The sequence below is a fragment of the Sphaerisporangium sp. NBC_01403 genome (assembly GCF_045040145.1).
Classification (GTDB): Bacteria; Actinomycetota; Actinomycetes; order Streptosporangiales; family Streptosporangiaceae; genus Sphaerisporangium; species Sphaerisporangium viridialbum.
Genome location: NZ_CP109534.1, coordinates 3,188,339 through 3,203,927, shown reverse-complemented (window position 1 = coordinate 3,203,927; position 15,589 = coordinate 3,188,339). Strand labels below are relative to the sequence as shown.

General features: G+C 69.0%; 23 protein-coding genes. All 23 read left to right on the top strand.

The window, feature by feature from the left end:
• Nucleotides 1–4 precede the first annotated feature (4 nt).
• The 23 genes from OG589_RS14745 (at nt 5) to OG589_RS14635 (ending at nt 15,569) form a co-directional block, all read left to right on the top strand.
• Nucleotides 5–334 (top strand): hypothetical protein, encoded by a 330-nt coding sequence (locus tag OG589_RS14745; protein WP_405149467.1) that lies wholly within the window; start codon nt 5–7, stop codon nt 332–334.
• A 7-nt stretch (nt 335–341) separates the two neighbouring features.
• Nucleotides 342–614, top strand: a complete 273-nt coding sequence (locus OG589_RS14740; protein ID WP_405149465.1) for a hypothetical protein — start codon at nt 342–344, stop codon at nt 612–614.
• On the top strand, nt 607–1,029 hold the full coding sequence (locus OG589_RS14735; RefSeq protein WP_405149464.1) for a DUF6221 family protein: 423 nt from the start codon (nt 607–609) through the stop codon (nt 1,027–1,029). Before OG589_RS14740 ends, OG589_RS14735 begins: the two co-directional genes overlap by 8 nt.
• A 118-nt stretch (nt 1,030–1,147) precedes the next feature.
• Nucleotides 1,148–1,297 (top strand): hypothetical protein, encoded by a 150-nt coding sequence (locus OG589_RS14730; RefSeq protein ID WP_405149462.1) that lies wholly within the window; start codon nt 1,148–1,150, stop codon nt 1,295–1,297.
• A gap of 109 nt (nt 1,298–1,406) precedes the next feature.
• Nucleotides 1,407–1,664, top strand: coding sequence for a hypothetical protein (locus OG589_RS14725; protein ID WP_405149460.1), 258 nt, complete (start codon nt 1,407–1,409; stop codon nt 1,662–1,664).
• A 22-nt stretch (nt 1,665–1,686) separates the two neighbouring features.
• Entirely contained in the window at nt 1,687–2,205 is a 519-nt protein-coding gene (locus OG589_RS14720) for a hypothetical protein (protein WP_405149459.1), read from the top strand.
• Nucleotides 2,205–2,336, top strand: coding sequence for a hypothetical protein (locus OG589_RS14715; protein ID WP_405149458.1), 132 nt, complete (start codon nt 2,205–2,207; stop codon nt 2,334–2,336). The genes OG589_RS14720 and OG589_RS14715 overlap by 1 nt, the downstream gene beginning before the upstream one ends.
• Nucleotides 2,337–2,643: 307 nt before the next feature.
• Nucleotides 2,644–3,150: an AAA family ATPase gene (locus OG589_RS14710; RefSeq protein WP_405149456.1), complete on the top strand. Its 507-nt coding sequence runs from the start codon at nt 2,644–2,646 to the stop codon at nt 3,148–3,150.
• A gap of 355 nt (nt 3,151–3,505) precedes the next feature.
• A complete protein-coding gene (locus tag OG589_RS14705; protein ID WP_405149455.1) occupies nt 3,506–4,147 on the top strand; it encodes an HNH endonuclease in 642 nt (213 codons plus the stop codon).
• 11 nt (nt 4,148–4,158) lie between these two features.
• Nucleotides 4,159–4,434, top strand: a complete 276-nt coding sequence (locus OG589_RS14700; protein ID WP_405149454.1) for a hypothetical protein — start codon at nt 4,159–4,161, stop codon at nt 4,432–4,434.
• Nucleotides 4,431–5,936: a hypothetical protein gene (locus OG589_RS14695; protein WP_405149452.1), complete on the top strand. Its 1,506-nt coding sequence runs from the start codon at nt 4,431–4,433 to the stop codon at nt 5,934–5,936. The genes OG589_RS14700 and OG589_RS14695 overlap by 4 nt, the downstream gene beginning before the upstream one ends.
• Nucleotides 5,937–5,945: 9 nt before the next feature.
• Complete coding sequence (locus OG589_RS14690; protein WP_405149451.1) at nt 5,946–6,200, top strand: hypothetical protein; 255 nt, start codon at nt 5,946–5,948, stop codon at nt 6,198–6,200.
• Complete coding sequence (locus OG589_RS14685) at nt 6,193–6,429, top strand: hypothetical protein (protein ID WP_405149450.1); 237 nt, start codon at nt 6,193–6,195, stop codon at nt 6,427–6,429. The genes OG589_RS14690 and OG589_RS14685 overlap by 8 nt, the downstream gene beginning before the upstream one ends.
• On the top strand, nt 6,429–7,814 hold the full coding sequence (locus OG589_RS14680; RefSeq protein ID WP_405149449.1) for a phage portal protein: 1,386 nt from the start codon (nt 6,429–6,431) through the stop codon (nt 7,812–7,814). The genes OG589_RS14685 and OG589_RS14680 overlap by 1 nt, the downstream gene beginning before the upstream one ends.
• Nucleotides 7,815–8,927 carry an HK97 family phage prohead protease gene (locus OG589_RS14675; RefSeq protein WP_405149448.1) on the top strand — a complete coding sequence of 371 codons (1,113 nt, stop codon included), beginning with the start codon at nt 7,815–7,817 and terminating at the stop codon, nt 8,925–8,927.
• Nucleotides 8,924–10,186, top strand: coding sequence for a phage major capsid protein (locus OG589_RS14670; RefSeq protein ID WP_405149447.1), 1,263 nt, complete (start codon nt 8,924–8,926; stop codon nt 10,184–10,186). The genes OG589_RS14675 and OG589_RS14670 overlap by 4 nt, the downstream gene beginning before the upstream one ends.
• Nucleotides 10,187–10,195: 9 nt before the next feature.
• Entirely contained in the window at nt 10,196–10,312 is a 117-nt protein-coding gene (locus tag OG589_RS14665; protein WP_405152046.1) for an endonuclease domain-containing protein, read from the top strand.
• A gap of 14 nt (nt 10,313–10,326) precedes the next feature.
• Nucleotides 10,327–10,737 (top strand): hypothetical protein, encoded by a 411-nt coding sequence (locus tag OG589_RS14660; protein WP_405149445.1) that lies wholly within the window; start codon nt 10,327–10,329, stop codon nt 10,735–10,737.
• 9 nt (nt 10,738–10,746) lie between these two features.
• A complete protein-coding gene (locus OG589_RS14655) occupies nt 10,747–11,046 on the top strand; it encodes a hypothetical protein (RefSeq protein ID WP_405149444.1) in 300 nt (99 codons plus the stop codon).
• Between the two features lie 173 nt (nt 11,047–11,219).
• Complete coding sequence (locus OG589_RS14650) at nt 11,220–11,870, top strand: hypothetical protein (RefSeq protein ID WP_405149442.1); 651 nt, start codon at nt 11,220–11,222, stop codon at nt 11,868–11,870.
• 4 nt (nt 11,871–11,874) lie between these two features.
• Nucleotides 11,875–12,888 carry a hypothetical protein gene (locus OG589_RS14645; protein ID WP_405149441.1) on the top strand — a complete coding sequence of 338 codons (1,014 nt, stop codon included), beginning with the start codon at nt 11,875–11,877 and terminating at the stop codon, nt 12,886–12,888.
• Between the two features lie 9 nt (nt 12,889–12,897).
• The gene (locus OG589_RS14640) at nt 12,898–14,742 is read left to right on the top strand and encodes a hypothetical protein (RefSeq protein WP_405149440.1); all 1,845 of its coding nucleotides are present in this window, start codon (nt 12,898–12,900) and stop codon (nt 14,740–14,742) included.
• 2 nt (nt 14,743–14,744) lie between these two features.
• Nucleotides 14,745–15,569: a hypothetical protein gene (locus OG589_RS14635; protein ID WP_405149439.1), complete on the top strand. Its 825-nt coding sequence runs from the start codon at nt 14,745–14,747 to the stop codon at nt 15,567–15,569.
• The last annotated feature ends 20 nt before the right edge of the window (nt 15,570–15,589 follow it).

Here is a 15,589-nt window from a genome sequence, read left to right as displayed (position 1 = left end):
GCGCATGAGCATGAAGGTCTACGAAGGCCCCGCGACGCTGGTCGGCACGACGGGACGTGAGCTCGCCGTCACCCTGGAACTGGACGTGCGGGCTGAGCCTGTCGACGTTGGTGGACGTCTGGAGCCGCTCAGGTCCTGGGCGGGCGAAGGCTCCCTCCCTGTGGGCGAATGGGATCGCCCCGACCACGGGGAGGCCGTGCTGCGAATGCCAGATGGGCGGCAGGCGCGGGTGCTCATCACCGACGTCCGGCTGGGCGCCGACAGCAAGGACCAGCGGGTCGCTTTCCGCATCGTGGGGATGGGTGGCCCTCCGCCGATCGATGGAGCCGAGTGATGAGCGCATGAGCAGCAAGATGACCTGTCCAGCATGTGGCGCCCACAGCTCAAGCGTGCTGCGCGCATTCGAAGAGGATGCCTCGTGCCCGTACTGCGGCCTCTCCGCGACCGCCGCCGCCGAGGTCCTGAATGCTCGCCGGAGCGCCGCTGATACCGAGCTGACCCAGAAGTACGCCGAGGCTGTCATCCGTGCGGACAAGGCCGAGACCCGGGCGGCTCGACTTGCACGGGCCCTCGACAGCATTCGCAGCGTATTGGAGTCGACTGTCGATGGATGATCTGATCGCGTTCCTCCGCGCCCGCCTCGGCGAAGACGAGGAGACGGCTCGTGTCGCCGGTGAAGCCTGCATTGCGTGGCTCACCTATCGCGACGATGACGGCCAGATGCGCTACACCACCGTCGCGGCGGCGGCCACGGACGGCATATGGATCGCCGCAGGAGCAGAGGTGCCCGCCCCCACGTCGGCGCTTGTCGTGTACGACCCAGCCCGCGCACTGCGCGAGGTCGAGGCAAAGCGGCGGATCATCTCCGAGCACGCACCACACGAGGACTATTCCTGGGCGTGCCGCACCTGCTCGGCGGCGGACTCCTGCGGCTGTATGGGCGGCCCTGACCTGCCGTGTCCAACGCTCCGCCTGCTCGCCCTGCCGTACGCCGACCACCCGGACTACCGCGAGGAGTGGCGGCCATGAGGTCCCGGCCATGCGACCACCCCGTCGATCTCGAACATCAGCGCACCCACGTGGCGGGAGATCCGCGAGGAACCGCACGTCCGTAACTGTCTGCCTGGCCTGCCACAATGACCACACCATGACTTCCTCCCCTGGACTTCTCGACGTCCCCACCGTGCTCCGAGGACCGGACGGCGAACTGCGGTGGATACCCGGTTCGCTGCCCGTCCCCGTGCCCGAAGACGCCGCCACGCTCACCGTCGCCGAATGGCTCGGCATCACAACCTGATCTCGCCTAGTTGCCGTTGACCTGCGGTTCCGGCTACTCTGCACCCGGAACACTTGTGCCCTCGCAGCAGAACACCGCGCGGGGGCATTTCGCATGTCTGGGGGTCCGCGTGCTCGTCTCCGCCCACCTGTCCCCGGACGGCGAACAGTTCCTCACCCGCAAGCAGGCCGCCGAGCAGATGGGCGTCCACCCCGACACCATCACCACCTGGGTCCGCAACGGCTACCTGACCGCGTTGGACGGCTGCCCGCCACGCCGCCAGATGTACGCCCGCTCCGACGTAGAGCACGCCGAGAAGCTGGCCTACGAGGCCGCTCTCCGCACCTCGGGTAGCGGCAAACGGGTAGAACGCAACCTCGCCGCCTGACAGTCCACACCGGGAGGCGCGCGTGGCCACCACCGCCGACATCACCGTCCACGTCCAAACTGACGCACTGCTCTCGGTGCTCCTCACCGGCCGCTACCGCCTGATCGGCGACGAGAACTGCGGCGTCGGGATCGAATGCCTCGACTGTTTCGACGGCGGCCGGCCCCTCGGCTACTACGACTCAGGACTGGGCCCCTACTCAGACCCGCAGGTGGTGAACGTGGACACCATCCCCGCCCTACTGGCGGTGGCCACAGACCACGAGACCACAGCCCACGGACCGGAAGGCGACAGCGTGGACATCCCCGGCGTCCCGGACAGCATCCCCCGCGGCCGCGTCATCGAGCTCGTGCAGAGCCTCGGCCTCGACCCGCGTGAGCTCGTCAGCTTCGAGATCAAGGGGCGCAGCATCGAGGCGGTGGTCTACGCGCTGAACGAGCAGGGCGGCCGGTACTTCGAGGGCGACGGCCCGCGCGCCGAGATCGCCAAGCACCGCATCTCCATCCCGATCACGGATGCCTCGCCGAGCGAGGAGAGCTGATGCTGATTGCAGCCCTCATCCTCGCGCTGGTCGTCGGTGCGTGGGCCGCCGTCGACCGGGCCTGGCCACTGCTGCTCCTGGCCATCGCCGTCGTGCTCATCGCGCTGGCCGGCGGCAACCCCTTCGACTAGCCGCGCATGCCACGCAGCCTGGGACGTAGCGGCCGGCGGTGGCGGCGAGCACGCGCCACCCTCATGGCCGAGACCCCTGACATCTGCTGGATCTGCGGGCACGCCGGCGGCGCCAACGACGCCGACCACCACCCGCCGCTCACCACCCTCGAAGCCGAAGGGCTAGACCCTTGCGACCCCCGGTACCTGCGGCGGGCCCACGGTGTAACCGGGTGCCCAACATGCGGGCGGGCGTGCAACCAATCCAAGGGGGCCAAACTTCTACCCCCCGCCCCCAAAGCATCCCGGGCCTGGTAGGCGGTGAGGCGTGCTGTACGTGGTCACAGGCCCACCAGCAGCAGGCAAGTCGACGTGGGTTCGCGAGCACGCGAAACCTGGTGACGTGGTGGTGGACTACGACCTGATAGCGGGCGCCCTTTCGGGGCCCACCCCGGCATGTGGCGGCACCCACGACCACCGTGGTGCCGTGCGCGACGTGGCGTTCCGAGCCCGCTCCGCTGCCATCCGCGAAGCACTACGCCACGCTGCCGACATCGACGTCTACATCATCCACACGCTGCCACCCGCTGACGCCCTGGCCAAGTACGCCGAGCACCGCGCCCACCTGGTCACCATCGACCCTGGGCACGACGTGGTCATGCAGCGCATCGCCGAGCAGCGACCCAGCACCGCGCGCGCCGTGGCCAAGCGCTGGTACTCCCAAGCGGCCAAGGGGCAGCACGGGGCGACCACGGCCACCCCCTGGCAGGGACACCCCCCTGGTACCCCTCACCCCCTGCACGCCCCACCACCTACCACGTCACGCACATGGTGACGATGAGTGACACGACGATGATGACTCAGCGTGACAACGACGACGTTGCTCACACAGCGCAGCCGCCAACGGTGTTCGGTGGTGCCGACGTTTCCGCAGGTCGGAGGCGTGGGGGGTACCTCCAGCACGTGAGACCATGATCAACGGGTGATCCGCCGCCCACTCGCCCCTTTCCCTCCCCACTACAAAAAGTAATCGACTCCAAGATCGTCACAATCGGTTACCAACCTGGACGTTGCACACGGTAACCGAAATGTGGTCACCGAAAGTCAAATACGCCCGCCGCTGATCACGACGGGAAGGAAGCCCCGGTATCCCCAGGTGCCGGGGCTTCCGCATGCCTGGGAGCTGAGAGATGGCACGCATGCCAGATATCCCCTGTTCGGCCTGTGGCGCTTTGCTGTGGTCGTCAAGCACATCGCTTCCCGCAGAGTCGCGGGTCTGTCGTCCGTGTCGCGAACGTCGCCGGGCAGCAGCATGGACCACATCGTGCGCGGAATGCGGGGGAGTGCTGGCACAGCGCTACTCGCGCGAGCAGAGGTTCTGTTCGCTGACTTGCGCCTATGCGTCAAGGAAGGGCGTCGCGCCCCTGTGGGCACTCCAGGCATCGCGGCGTCCACGCCCCTGTGCGGACTGCGGCATACAGGTCGCGACGACGGGCGCTGTGGCGCTGTGCAGCCCCTGTGCGGACGTCCGGAAGCTTGAGGGGTGGCGGCGTAAGAACCGGGCCCGCAGGACAGCCTTACGGTCCGTCGCATCCGAGCCGTACACGCTCGCGGAGATCGCGGGCCGGGATGGGCACCGCTGCCAGTTGTGCCATCGCGAGGTCGACATGCAAGTGAAGGCGCCGCATTCGCTGTCGCCGTCCATCGACCACGTCGTCCCGCTCGCAAGGGGCGGCGATGACACGCGCGGCAACGTTCAGCTCGCCCATCGGGGCTGTAACTCACGCAAGGGCGCAAGTGATGGTCCACGGCAGACGGCACTTGTGGGGTGAGGGAGGCAGTGATGACCGATGACACCGAAACGTCGCTCGTGGCTGCGGTCCGCGCCGACCTGAACCGCTGGTCCATCCCCGCGGACTCGGCGATGGCCGCCAGCGCGCTGGACCTGGCCGAGCGGCTGGGTGTCGACGACATCCGCCCTGCCGCCGCCGCCATGCTGCACGCCCAACTGCGGGCGACGCTCGGCGAGTTGGCGAAGGTGGCCACGCTGGAAGAGAAGGCCGGCGATCCGGTTGATGAGATCAACGCCCAGCGCGAGAAGCGCCGGAGGGGCGCGTGAACGACGGCGCGCTGGTGCTCGGCGTGCAGACCCCGCGGATCGCCTCGATCCCGCCGTATGCCTCCTCCGCCGGCCGCGAGGCTGTCGAGCTTGCGGCATCGGCCGGGCTCACCATGGATCCCTGGCAGGAGTACTGCCTGAACCACGGACTGGGGGAGCGGGCGAACGGCCGGTGGGCCGCTTTCGAGTGCGGCATTGTCGTGAGCAGGCAGAACGGCAAGGGCGGGGTGTTCGAGGCCAGGTGCCTGGCCGGGCTGTTCCTGTTCGGCGAACGCTTGATCTTGTACTCGGCGCACGAGTTCAAGACTGCGCAGGAGATGTTCCTGCGGATGCAGATGCTGGTGGAGAACAACGACGCGTTCCGGCGGCGTGTGCGGCGCATCAGGACCTCGCACGGCGATGAGGGCATCGAGCTGCTGTCGGGGCAGCGCCTTCGGTTCGTGGCCCGCTCGACCGGCTCGGGCCGCGGCTTCTCCGGCGACGTGAACATCATGGACGAGGCGTTCAACCTGGCCGAGACTTCGGTGGACGCCCTGATGCCGACGATGTCAGCTAGGGAGAACCCGCAGCTCTGGTACGGGTCCAGCGCGGCGGACAAGACGATCGCCCCTTGCGAGCAGCTGGCCCGGGTGCGCCGGCGCGGTATCAAGGGTGACGACCCCAGCCTGTTCTACGCCGAGTGGAGTGTCGACCCGCACGGTCCGCAGTGCGCACGCGACGACCTGGGCGTTTACGCATGCACCAACCATGACGACCCGGACGACCCGGCCAGTTGGGCGAAGGCGAACCCGGCGATGGGGATCCGCATCTCGGTGGAGCATGTGGCCCGTGAGCGCGCGTCGATGGGGGACAAGGGGTTCCTGCGGGAACGCCTCGGTGTGGGCAACTGGCCGACCGAGGAGGCCGACAAGTGGTCGGTCATCTCTGAGGCGGCGTGGCGGGCCGTGGCCGACGAGCACAGCGAACCGGTCGGCCGGGTGGCGTTCGCCGTCCACGTCGCCCCTGACCGGTCGTGGGCGGCCATCGGGACCGCTGGCCGGCGTGCTGACGGGCTGACGCACGTCGAGGTCGTCGACTACCGCCCCGGTACGGGCTGGGTGACTGACCGCGTCGGTCAGCTGGTCGAACGGTGGGACCCGTGCGCGGTGGTCGTGGATGCCGGTTCGCCGGCGGGCAGCCTGATCGCCGACCTGGAGGCAGCCGGGCTGGAGGTCGTGAAGCCTGCCGCCCGGGAGGTCGCCCACGGGTTCGGCCAGTTCCTGGACGCGGTCGCCCCAGAGCATGGAGACCCGACGCTGCGGTACATGCCGCACCCGGCCCTGGACGCCGCCGTGGCGGGCGCGGTGACTCGCCGCCTGGGGGACGCGAAGGCGTGGGACTCCAAAGCCGCGAGCGTGGACATCTGCCCGCTGGTGGCGGTGACGAGCGCGGCGTGGGGGTTCGCCACCCGGGGTCATGTCGAGGAAGAGCAGCCTGTCGAGCCGTTCGCCTTCTACGGATAAGGGGGAGCCGTGGTGCTGACCATTCCCGTGGAGCAGATCCAGGGTGAGGCCCGGGCGCGGAAGGTCGACGTGCGCAAGGCACTGCTCACGGTCGGCCGCGCGCTGTTGACGGTCCTGCTGGGCGTGCCGTACGTCCTGGGTTGGGCGCTGCGGAAGGTCTGGATGGTGCTGGTGACGGTCGTGACGATCCTGGGTACGGCGGCCGCGGTCGGCTGGCGCGACGCCGCCCGTCCGCGCGCGAAGTCGGGCGGCGCAGATGAGTGAGCTGGAGCTCCCTGCGGTCGACCAGACCGTCATCGTGAGATCTGGTGACGTGCTGGTCCTGCGGCTCGGAGCCGACGTCTCGCTTGCGGCGTTTGAGATGATCCGGGAGCAGTTGATGCCGGCCTTCAAGGAGCGACTCCCGGGCGTCGAGGTTCTGTTGCTTGGCGGCGGTGTCGAGCAGATGGCCGTGTTCCGGCGCGACGAGTCGCCGCACGGTGACCCGACCTGATGGGCCTGATCGAGCGGGTCACGGCGGCGCACCGTGACCGGCGCAAGCCTGCCCGGAAGGGCTGGTCCGAGCCGGACTTCTGGGACCTGGACCGGCTGCGGTGGCCGTTCCTGGGGTCGTCGTCGCTGGCCTCCGACCGCGAACAGATCGAGCACAACTTCGAGGGCTACGTCCAGGGCATCTACAAGGCCAACGGCCCGGTGTTCGCCCTCATGCTGGTCCGCCTGGCGATCTTCTCGGAGGCCCGCTTCCAGTTCCGCCGGCTGAAGAACGGCCGACCAGGCGAGTTGTTCGGTACCGCGGATCTGGCGCTGCTCGAGCGCCCGTGGGCGAACGCCACCACAGGGGATCTGCTGGCCCGGATGATCCAAGACGTCGACCTGGCCGGGAACGCGTTCGTGGCGAAGCTGAACGGCCGCCTGCGCCGGCTCCGCCCGGACTGGGTGACCATCGTCTCCGCGTCCAAGTCCGAGCCCGAGCTGTTCGGGGCCGCTTTGGACGCGGAGGTGATCGGCTACTACTACTCGCCGCAGGCGCCCGGGTCGACGACGGACACGCTGCTGTTGCCATCACAGGTGGCGCACTTCGCGCCGATCCCAGACCCCGAGATGAACTGGCGGGGCATGTCGTGGCTGACGCCGGTGCTGCGTGAGATCTCCTCCGACCTGGCGGCCACGCTGCACAAAAGGAAGTTCTTCGAGAACGGAGCCACCCCGCAGGCCATCGTGTCGGTGGACGCGTCAGTGACCCCGGACATGCTCAAACGGTTCATCGCCATCATGAACGAGCAGCACCAGGGCGTCGAAAACGCGTACAAGACGCTCTACCTGGGCGGCGGGGCGGATGTCACCATCGCCGGCCGGGACCTGGCGCAACTGGACTTCAAAGCCACCCAGGGCGCCGGTGAGACGAGGCTCGCGGCGGCGGCCGGTGTGCCCGCGGCGATCGTCGGGTTCTCCGAGGGCCTCGCCGGTTCCTCGCTGAACGCCGGGAACTACGGGCAGGCCCGGCGGAGGTTCGCCGACGGCACGCTCAGGCCGCTGTGGCGCAACGCGGCAGGCTCGCTCGCGTCCCTGGTCACGGTGCCACCGAGTTCTGAGCTCTGGTACGACGACAGGGACATCAGTTTCCTGCGCGAGGACCGCAAGGACGCCGCCGAGATCTTCCATACCGAGGCGAGCACGGTCTCACAGCTGGTCCGGGAGGGCTTCACCTACGAGTCGGCGAAGGCCGCCACGGCGGCGCAGGACGTCGGCCTGTTGGTGCACACCGGGCTGGTGTCCGTGCAGTTGCAGCCGCCCGGGACAACGCAGACCACGCCGACGGGCCAGCCGCCCGCCGGTGGCCAGACCCCGCCGACTACCGATCCGGCAAAGGAGCAGTGAATGGATACGAAGGGCCTCCGCGTCGAGATCAAGGACGAGGCGAAGGGACTGGTCAAGGCGGTGTTCGCCACGTTCAACGTAGTGGACTCGCACGGCGATGTGACACCCCCGGGCGCGTTTACCGACGGGGAGGAAATGCCGATCAGCTCCTACGGCCACACCTCCTGGGACGGGGCGCTCCCGGTCGGCAAGGGGTCGATCCGGCAAACCGCGAAGGAAGCCATCTTCGAGGGCCAGTTCTTCCTGGACACCACCGGCGGCCGGGACACCTTCACCACGGTCAAGGAACTCGGCCCGCTGTGCCAATGGTCCTACGGCTACGACCCGGAGGACTACTCCTTCGGCGAGCAGGACGGGCAGAGGGTCCGCTTCCTGAACAAGCTGAAGGTGCACGAGGTCTCGCCGGTGCTGTTGGGCGCCGGGGTGAACACCCGGACCCTGGCCGCGAAGTCGGCGGGCGCGGGCACACCCGCTCGCCGCGGCCGTGCGCTGGATCCGCATGACAGTGAGGTGACCTCGAGGTCGTGGGACGGGGTGAAGACGCTGGCCGGCCTGGCGGATGACGCCCGGCCGTCCGAGCTGCGCACCGTGTACGCCTGGGTGGACGCCGACGGCGACCCCGAGGCCAAGGCCAGCTACAAGTTCGCCCACCACCACGGCGTGGGCGGGCCGGCGAACGTGCGGGCGTGCCTGATGGGCATCGCCCGCCTGAACGACCCATCCAAGGGCGGCATCCCCGACGCCGACCGGGACGGCGTGTACAAGCACCTCGCCTCGCACCTGCGGGACGCGGACATCGAGGCACCCGAGCTGAAGTCTCAGCCGGGCGGCTCCATGAAGTTCCACGAGGAAGGGCACGCGGTCCTAGCCGGGCTCTCCTCATATCTTGATCGCGCTTCGGAAGTCCTAGCTCTCCGCGCGCGCAAGGGCAGGACGGGGCTCACTCCCGCCGCTGTCGACCTCCTTAGCTGGGTCGGCGACGACGTGAAACGGCTCAACGCCCTGCTCTCGGCACCTGTCGGCGAAGAGGACGTCAGCGAGGAGCTCGCGTCGAGCTACCTGCGGTCCATCGCCAGCGTTCACGGAATCACGGACTCTGAGGAGAGAGCATGACGGTCGAAGCGCCGGAGAGGATCATCGAGTTCCCCGCGCTGAAGGAAGCGCAGGGCAAGCTCGACGCGAAGCGTAAGGAGCTGCGGGACCTCCTGCTGGAGGCCGGGCCCGAGTACGACATGTCCAAGGTGAAGTCCGTCCAGGGTGACACCCACGCGAAGGTCGCCCACATCGGCTCGCTGAACGCCGCGCTGGAGGACCTGAAGAAGGACGTCGACGAGAAGCTCGTCATCGCCCGCGCCGCGGGGGCGGCCAAGGCGGCCGAGCAGACCGAGCACGGCGCCAAGGATGTCCCCGACGAGCCGCGCACCAAGAATGGGCAGCGCAAGAGCATCGGTGAGCTGTTCGTCGCCAGCCAGGCGTGCAAGGGCTACAAGTCCGGGTCGGGCATGGGCCCGTCGGCGCAGCTCGACATCGAGCTGAAGACCCTGTTCACGACCGGCGCCGGGTGGGCACCGGAGTCGATGCGGACCGGCCGCGTCGAGATGTTCGCCACCAGGCCGGCGCCGCATGTCGTGGAGTTCTTCCCGCAGACCACCACCGCGCAGGCGTCGGTGGTCTACATGGAGGAGACGACTTACACGAACGCCGCGCAGGAGACGGCGGAGGGCGGCACCTACCAGGAGGCGACGCTCGCGCTGACCGAGCGGGCGCAGCAGGTCCGCAAGGTGGCGGTGTTCCTGCCGGTCACCGACGAGCAGTTCGAAGACGAACCGCGCGCCCAGATGTACGTCGAGAACCGTCTGCCGTTCATGCTGCGGCAGCGCCTGGACCTTCAGGTCCTGGTGGGCGACGGCACCGGTCAGAACCTGCTCGGCACCGCCTCGGTCTCGGGTATCCAGACACAGGCCAAGGGCGCGGACACCACCCCGGACGCGATCTACAAGCTGTTCAGGAAGATCCGCGAGGACGGGTTCGCCGAGCCCAGCGCGCTGTTCATCCGCCCCGCGAAGTGGGAGGAAGTCCGGCTGCTGAAGACCGCGGACGGCGTCTACGTGTGGGGCCACCCGTCCATGCCCGGCCCGATGACCATCTGGGGTGTCCCGGCCGTGGAGACGGTGGCGGCGCCGGCGACCAGCGCGGTCGCGGGTGACTACGCCAACTTCGCCGAGCTGGCTGTCCGGCGTGGCATCGACGTGCAGGTGTCCAACAGCCACTCGACGTTCTTCGTCGAGGGCAAGCTCGCGATCCGCGCGGATGTCCGTGTCGCGGCGGTCCACTACCGGCCCAAGGCATTCGGGGTGGTCTCCGGTCTCTAGACCAAGTGCATTCGAGGGCTGCTCTGTAGCAACTGCAACACCATGGTCGGGCTGGCCAAGGACAACCCCGAGCGGCTCGAATCGGCAGCCCTCTACCTACGGCAATCCGGGGCCAAGGTCCCGTAGAAGGATGAGGACAAATGCCAGTCATGGAAGGCACCCGGGGCATCAAAGAGGCTCGGGGCGAGTACGACTTCGCCGTGGACGGCGGCGCGGTGTCCACCATCACCCTGCGTTCGGCCCCCGGCGACTCCAACGGCAACGAGATTCCGGCCGGGTCGCTCATCATGGGCGGCTACATCGAGGTCGACACCGCGGTCACCTCTGGTGGCGCCGCAACCGTCGCGGTCAATTCCGAAGGGGCAGGCGACCTGCAGGCCGCGGCTGCGGTGTCGGGCGCCCCGTGGTCGACCACCGGACGCAAGGCCATCACCCCGGTGTTCACCGTCGGCACCTCGGTGAAGACCACCGTGCGGCGGAACCTCGCGGTCACCGTCGCCGCCGCGGCGCTGACCGCCGGCAGGTTCCGCGTCGTCGTGATGTACAGGTAGGGGCCGGAGATGGCACTCGAATTCGTGACCGAGCCCGAGGGTGAGACCAACTACGTCACCGCCACCGCGCGGCTGTGCCTCACCGAGGACGACCGCCTGGTCAAGGACACCGACCCGGACGCGCGCTGGCTGTACTGCGTGCCGGGGGCTCGCATTTCCCGCAAGGACGCCGAACGGTACGGCCTGCTCGACTCCGAATCCGACCAGGAGGCGGACCCCGACGCAGACGGCAAGGCCGATTCCCCCGCCCCGAACAAGGCGCGGCCGACGCCGCCGAACAAGGCGCGCAGCCGACCCGCCGATAAGTGATCTGACCAGCGCAAGGGGGCCGTCCATCGGGCGGCGGGCGCAGGAGGTTCCGGAACGCGCGGCGTCGAGGTCACGGGCCGGTCGTACCCGCAAGAGCTGAACCAAATCGAAGGGGTCGTCCCAGCGGGACGGCCCCTTCCGCATGTTCGTGATCAATCAAGGAGGGGCCTGCCATGGCCGTCACTGTCACCGTCTACGGCAAGCTCCAGCAGAGCCTATGGGAAGCGAAGATCAATTTCGCCTCCGACACCATCAAGGCGATGCTGCTCAGCGCCTACACCGTGGGCAGCACTCCGGACACCGCGCAGTACATGTCCGACGTCCTAGCCGCGGCCACCGAGGCCATCGGCAGCGGGTACACGGCGCGTGGTGCGACGCTCGGCACCAAGGCGATCTCCTACACCGCGGCGAACTCGTGGTCCACCAGCCGCGCGAACTCGACGGCGTATGCGGCGGGCGATGTCGTGCGCCCGGCCACGGGTAACGGGTACGTCTACCAGGCCACGAACGCGGGCACATCGGGCGGCACGATCCCGACGTACCCCACGGTGATCGGCCAGACCGTCACCGACGGTGGTGTGACGTGGGCGTGCGCGGGCCGGGGTGTGCTGCTACTGAAGTCAGCGGACCCGTCGTGGACCACATCCAACCCGGGGACGTTGGCGGCTGCGTACATCGTGTTCTACAAAGACACCGGTACCGACAGCACGTCTCCGGTGATCCTGATGTGGGATCTGGGTGGGACGCAGACGGCGTCGAATGGCGGTGCGTTCACCGCGCAGGAGGACGCCGGCGAGGGCCTCCTGGTCATGTTCACCGGCTGACCGGGTGGTACGCCTGGAGGTCACGCGGTGGGCCCGCCCGGGCGGTCTGGTGGCGGCGGTGTCGCTGCCGGGTCCTGCGGGCGGTGTCCGGGTGCGCGGCGGGCAAGGTGCGATGGCCGGTTTCCCCGATGCGACGAACACCGGCTTCGTCGCGTGGCCCGGGTACACCGGGTCGTTGACCACCTACAGCGGGCCTGACCCGATCCCGTCGAGCGCCTCGGGTACCACCTACCAGGGGTATCGGTTCAGCGGCGGCGTCACCGTCGGTGTGGCTGGGTCCTTCCCCACGGGCGTGACGTTCCGGGGTTGTGAGTTCGTCATCACCTCGCCGAACGACTGGAACGTGCAGGACTACGGCACCGGGACCACGTTCGAGTACTGCACGTTCCGCCCGTCGGCCGTGTCGACGCCGCCGGTCAGCCTGGCGCAGTCGTACCAGTACGGCATCAACCATGTCGGCTTGTCGCTCACGGTGCGCAGGTGCAACTTCTGGGGATTCGGCAACGGCATCCAGCTGGGCACCAGCACCCTGGCCAACCCGGTGCTCGTAGAGGACTCCTACTTCCATGACGCCGCGGATCAGAGCGGGTCGACGTATCACCACGACGGGATCTTGAGCAACAACGGCGGGTCCCAGATGCAGTACATAACGATCCGCCGCAACACCATCGTGTCCGGCGGCAACACCAATGGCATCGCCCTGCAGGTCGATTCCGTGGGCGGCGCCTACTACAGCAACATCGCCGTCGTCGGGAACCTGCTCGGCGGCTGGGGTTACAGCGTGAACATCGGCGGCAACGCCACCGGCAACAGCAACATCACGTTCACCGACAACGTGTTGACCACCGCGATTCAGCCCGGGTTCAGCGAGTTGTACGGGTGGGCCGACGGGAACGGCAACCTGTGGCGGCGCAACAAATGGCGGGTTCCCTCGGGTGCCCAGTACGGCTCGCCCGCCGACGACGGCAAATTCTGGTGGCCGGACGGCACCAGGCGTGTCACGGACTACACCGGTTAGGGGGTCGCCGTGCCCGCCGCCATCGTCCGGTCCAACAGTGGTGCGCAGAACACCGGCTCGGCCACCCCCACAGCGGCCTTGGGCGGCACGGCAACGGCAGGGAACCTCCTGGTCGCCGTGATCGGTGCCGACGACTACTTTCCTGGTCCCACCAGTCCGCGTAACCCGACCCCGCCCACAGGGTGGACGCTGTCAGCAGGGTGCTGGCAGGAGACGTTTCTCGGCCACTACCTGATCTGGAAAATCGCGGCAGGCGGCGAAACCGGGGTCACCTACACCATCGGCTCGGCGTCGCCGTCGTGCTGGGCGATCGCCGAGATATCCGGGATCAACACATCCAGCCCTTTTGACGTCTCGGCGGGCGCGTTCGATCAGTCGTCGGGGACGACGTACGCGACACCGGCGCTCACCCCGACGTCGGGTGACCGGTTCGTGATCGCCACCATCGGCGGCGCATTGAACAGTGCGTTCTCCGGCATGTCCGGGTGGACGAACTCGTTCACCGAGATTCAGGACGTGTGGACGACCATCGCGACCGGCACGCGTGACAGCGTCGGCATGGCCACCCTCGCTGTGACGGCCAATGGGTCCACCGCGTACAGCACGGGCATCACCTGGGACGGCGCTGTCACAGCACAGGCGCGCACCGGGATCATCATCAGCTTCAAGGTCGCGGGCGGCGCCTCTCCGACCAGCGTCACGGTGTCGGGGGCGGGCGGAGCGATACGGGTCCGCTCTTCAGCCGGCGTGGTGTCACCCGCCAGGTCGATCGCCGTGGCATCTCCCGCTGGTGTGGCGCGGGTGCGGGCCTCAGCGGGGTCGGTGGCGGTCACCGAGATCCTGCCCGCGGGCGGTGAGGCTGCGGTCCGTTTGCGGGCCGGGTCCGGCGCTGTCCTGGCCGTGCAGGTCGCTGTTGTGACCGGCGGGGCCGGTGTGGTGCGGCTGCGGTCCGGTCAAGGCGCGGTCGCCGCATCCCAGGCTGCTCCGGTCGCCGGCGCCGCAGGTTCGGTGCGGGTGCGCGGGTCTGCCGGTGCTGTGGCTGTGGTGCAGGCGGCTCCGCTTCCGGGGCCGTCCGGTGTGGTCCGGTCGCGGGCGGGTTCTGCGGCGGTCGTCGCCGTTCAGGTCGCTGGTGCGACCGGGGCCGGGGGCGTCATCCAGGTCCACGCCGGGGCTGGTGCGATCACCTCAGGGGTGAGCGCCACCGTCTCGGGTTCGGCCGGTGGCGTCCGAATGCGAGCGGGCCAAGGCCAGGCGTCCGCGGTTCAGCACGTCACGGTGGCCGGTTTGGGCGGCCAGGTCGTGCTGAGGGCCGGTTCGGGTGCGGTGTCTGCGGTGTCAGGCGGCTCGTCGGCCACCGTGTCGGGCCCGGCGGGCGGTGTACGACTCCGAGGTGGCGCTGGCGCTCTCTTCGTGGTCCAGCGGCAGCTTCTTCCGGGCGCGGCCGGCGCAATCCAGGTTCGGGGCTCCGCTGGGCTGGTGGCTGACGTCCGGGTCGCCCCTGTGGCCGGGGTGGCTGGCACCGTCCGGGCCGGGGCGGGTGCTGGTCTGGCGGTGGCTGTCGGCCATGTCGCGGCGGCCGGTGGCGCTGGTGCGGTGCGGGTGCGTTCGGGTGGCGGGGTGCTGCTGCTCGGCGGGGTGACCGTGATCGTCCCCGGTGCCGCCGGGGTCGTACGGGCCCGGTCGACGGCCGGGCCGGTGGTCGCCGTGGCGACGGTCACGCTGACCGGTCCAGCGGGTTCGGTCCGGGTGCGCCGCGGCGGGAAGCCGCGCGACCCGTCGCTGAGCCGAGGGGTGATGACGCCCCGGATTCGGCGCGTGGCGGCGATGTCCTATCGGGCGAGAGCGGGAGGCTGACGATGTTCGACCTCGGGGACCTTGTTCCGCTGTCGATCCAGATCCGCAACGCAGCCGGGCAGCCGGAGGACGCGACCTCGGTCAGCGTGACCATCACGCTGCCGGACGGCACCAGCGAGACGCACGGCCCGATCCCGTCGAGTGGGGCCGGCGCCTACGACTACGACTACCCGACGATGCAGGCCGGCTGGCATGGGGTGCGCTGGCTGGCGACCGGCCTCAACGCTTCAGCATTCACCGACTCCTTCGACGTGGCACCAGCAGCCGGGGCTGCGTTCATCTCGGTCGGCGATGCCAGGCAGCACCTGCGTAAAGACGTCGACGACGAACAACTCCGCTGGTACGTGGCCACCGCCTGCCAGATGATCACAGATCGGATGGGGGTGGTGTCCCCGACGGTCGTGGTGGCCGAACGACGAGCCCACCGCGGCACGGTCGTGCTGCCCACCCGCCCGGTCATCGCGATCACCAGCGTGCAACGCCTGCCCGGCCTGGAGGTCGTCCCGGCGGACGACGCGGCGACCAGCGCGCGAGGCTGGACCCTGGAGTCGCCCGAGGGCCTGCTGTCGGTGTCCGGCAGCAGCCTGGTCCGGGTCACCTACCTGGCGGGTCGTAACCCGTTGCCGCCGAACTTCCGGATGGCCGCACTAGAGCTGGTGGCGCACCTGTGGCGCGGTAGCCAGCACAACCAGGCGGGCGGTCGCCCGCCGCTGGGGGACGGCGACGCCCTGTCGGCGTCTGTGCGCCCGTTCGCGATGCCATACCGGGTGCTGGAGTTACTCGGCTTGAAGAAGGACCAGGAACGCGATGAGCCGCTCGTCGGATGAGCTTCGTCCCCCTGGAGGGC

Bases quoted from the DNA above. Each gene is read 5' to 3' on its own strand.
- OG589_RS14700 (WP_405149454.1), top strand. From the start codon at position 4,159: ATGACCGATGACACCGAAACGTCGCTCGTGGCTGCGGTCCGCGCCGAC.
- OG589_RS14715 (WP_405149458.1), top strand. From the start codon at position 2,205: ATGCTGATTGCAGCCCTCATCCTCGCGCTGGTCGTCGGTGCGTGGGCC.
- OG589_RS14660 (WP_405149445.1), top strand. From the start codon at position 10,327: ATGCCAGTCATGGAAGGCACCCGGGGCATCAAAGAGGCTCGGGGCGAG.
- OG589_RS14705 (WP_405149455.1), top strand. From the start codon at position 3,506: ATGGCACGCATGCCAGATATCCCCTGTTCGGCCTGTGGCGCTTTGCTG.
- OG589_RS14655 (WP_405149444.1), top strand. From the start codon at position 10,747: ATGGCACTCGAATTCGTGACCGAGCCCGAGGGTGAGACCAACTACGTC.
- OG589_RS14735 (WP_405149464.1), top strand. From the start codon at position 607: ATGGATGATCTGATCGCGTTCCTCCGCGCCCGCCTCGGCGAAGACGAG.
- OG589_RS14680 (WP_405149449.1), top strand. From the start codon at position 6,429: ATGGGCCTGATCGAGCGGGTCACGGCGGCGCACCGTGACCGGCGCAAG.
- OG589_RS14745 (WP_405149467.1), top strand. From the start codon at position 5: ATGAGCATGAAGGTCTACGAAGGCCCCGCGACGCTGGTCGGCACGACG.
- OG589_RS14740 (WP_405149465.1), top strand. From the start codon at position 342: ATGAGCAGCAAGATGACCTGTCCAGCATGTGGCGCCCACAGCTCAAGC.
- OG589_RS14635 (WP_405149439.1), top strand. From the start codon at position 14,745: ATGTTCGACCTCGGGGACCTTGTTCCGCTGTCGATCCAGATCCGCAAC.
- OG589_RS14730 (WP_405149462.1), top strand. From the start codon at position 1,148: ATGACTTCCTCCCCTGGACTTCTCGACGTCCCCACCGTGCTCCGAGGA.
- OG589_RS14685 (WP_405149450.1), top strand. From the start codon at position 6,193: ATGAGTGAGCTGGAGCTCCCTGCGGTCGACCAGACCGTCATCGTGAGA.
- OG589_RS14670 (WP_405149447.1), top strand. From the start codon at position 8,924: ATGACGGTCGAAGCGCCGGAGAGGATCATCGAGTTCCCCGCGCTGAAG.
- OG589_RS14675 (WP_405149448.1), top strand. From the start codon at position 7,815: ATGGATACGAAGGGCCTCCGCGTCGAGATCAAGGACGAGGCGAAGGGA.
- OG589_RS14650 (WP_405149442.1), top strand. From the start codon at position 11,220: ATGGCCGTCACTGTCACCGTCTACGGCAAGCTCCAGCAGAGCCTATGG.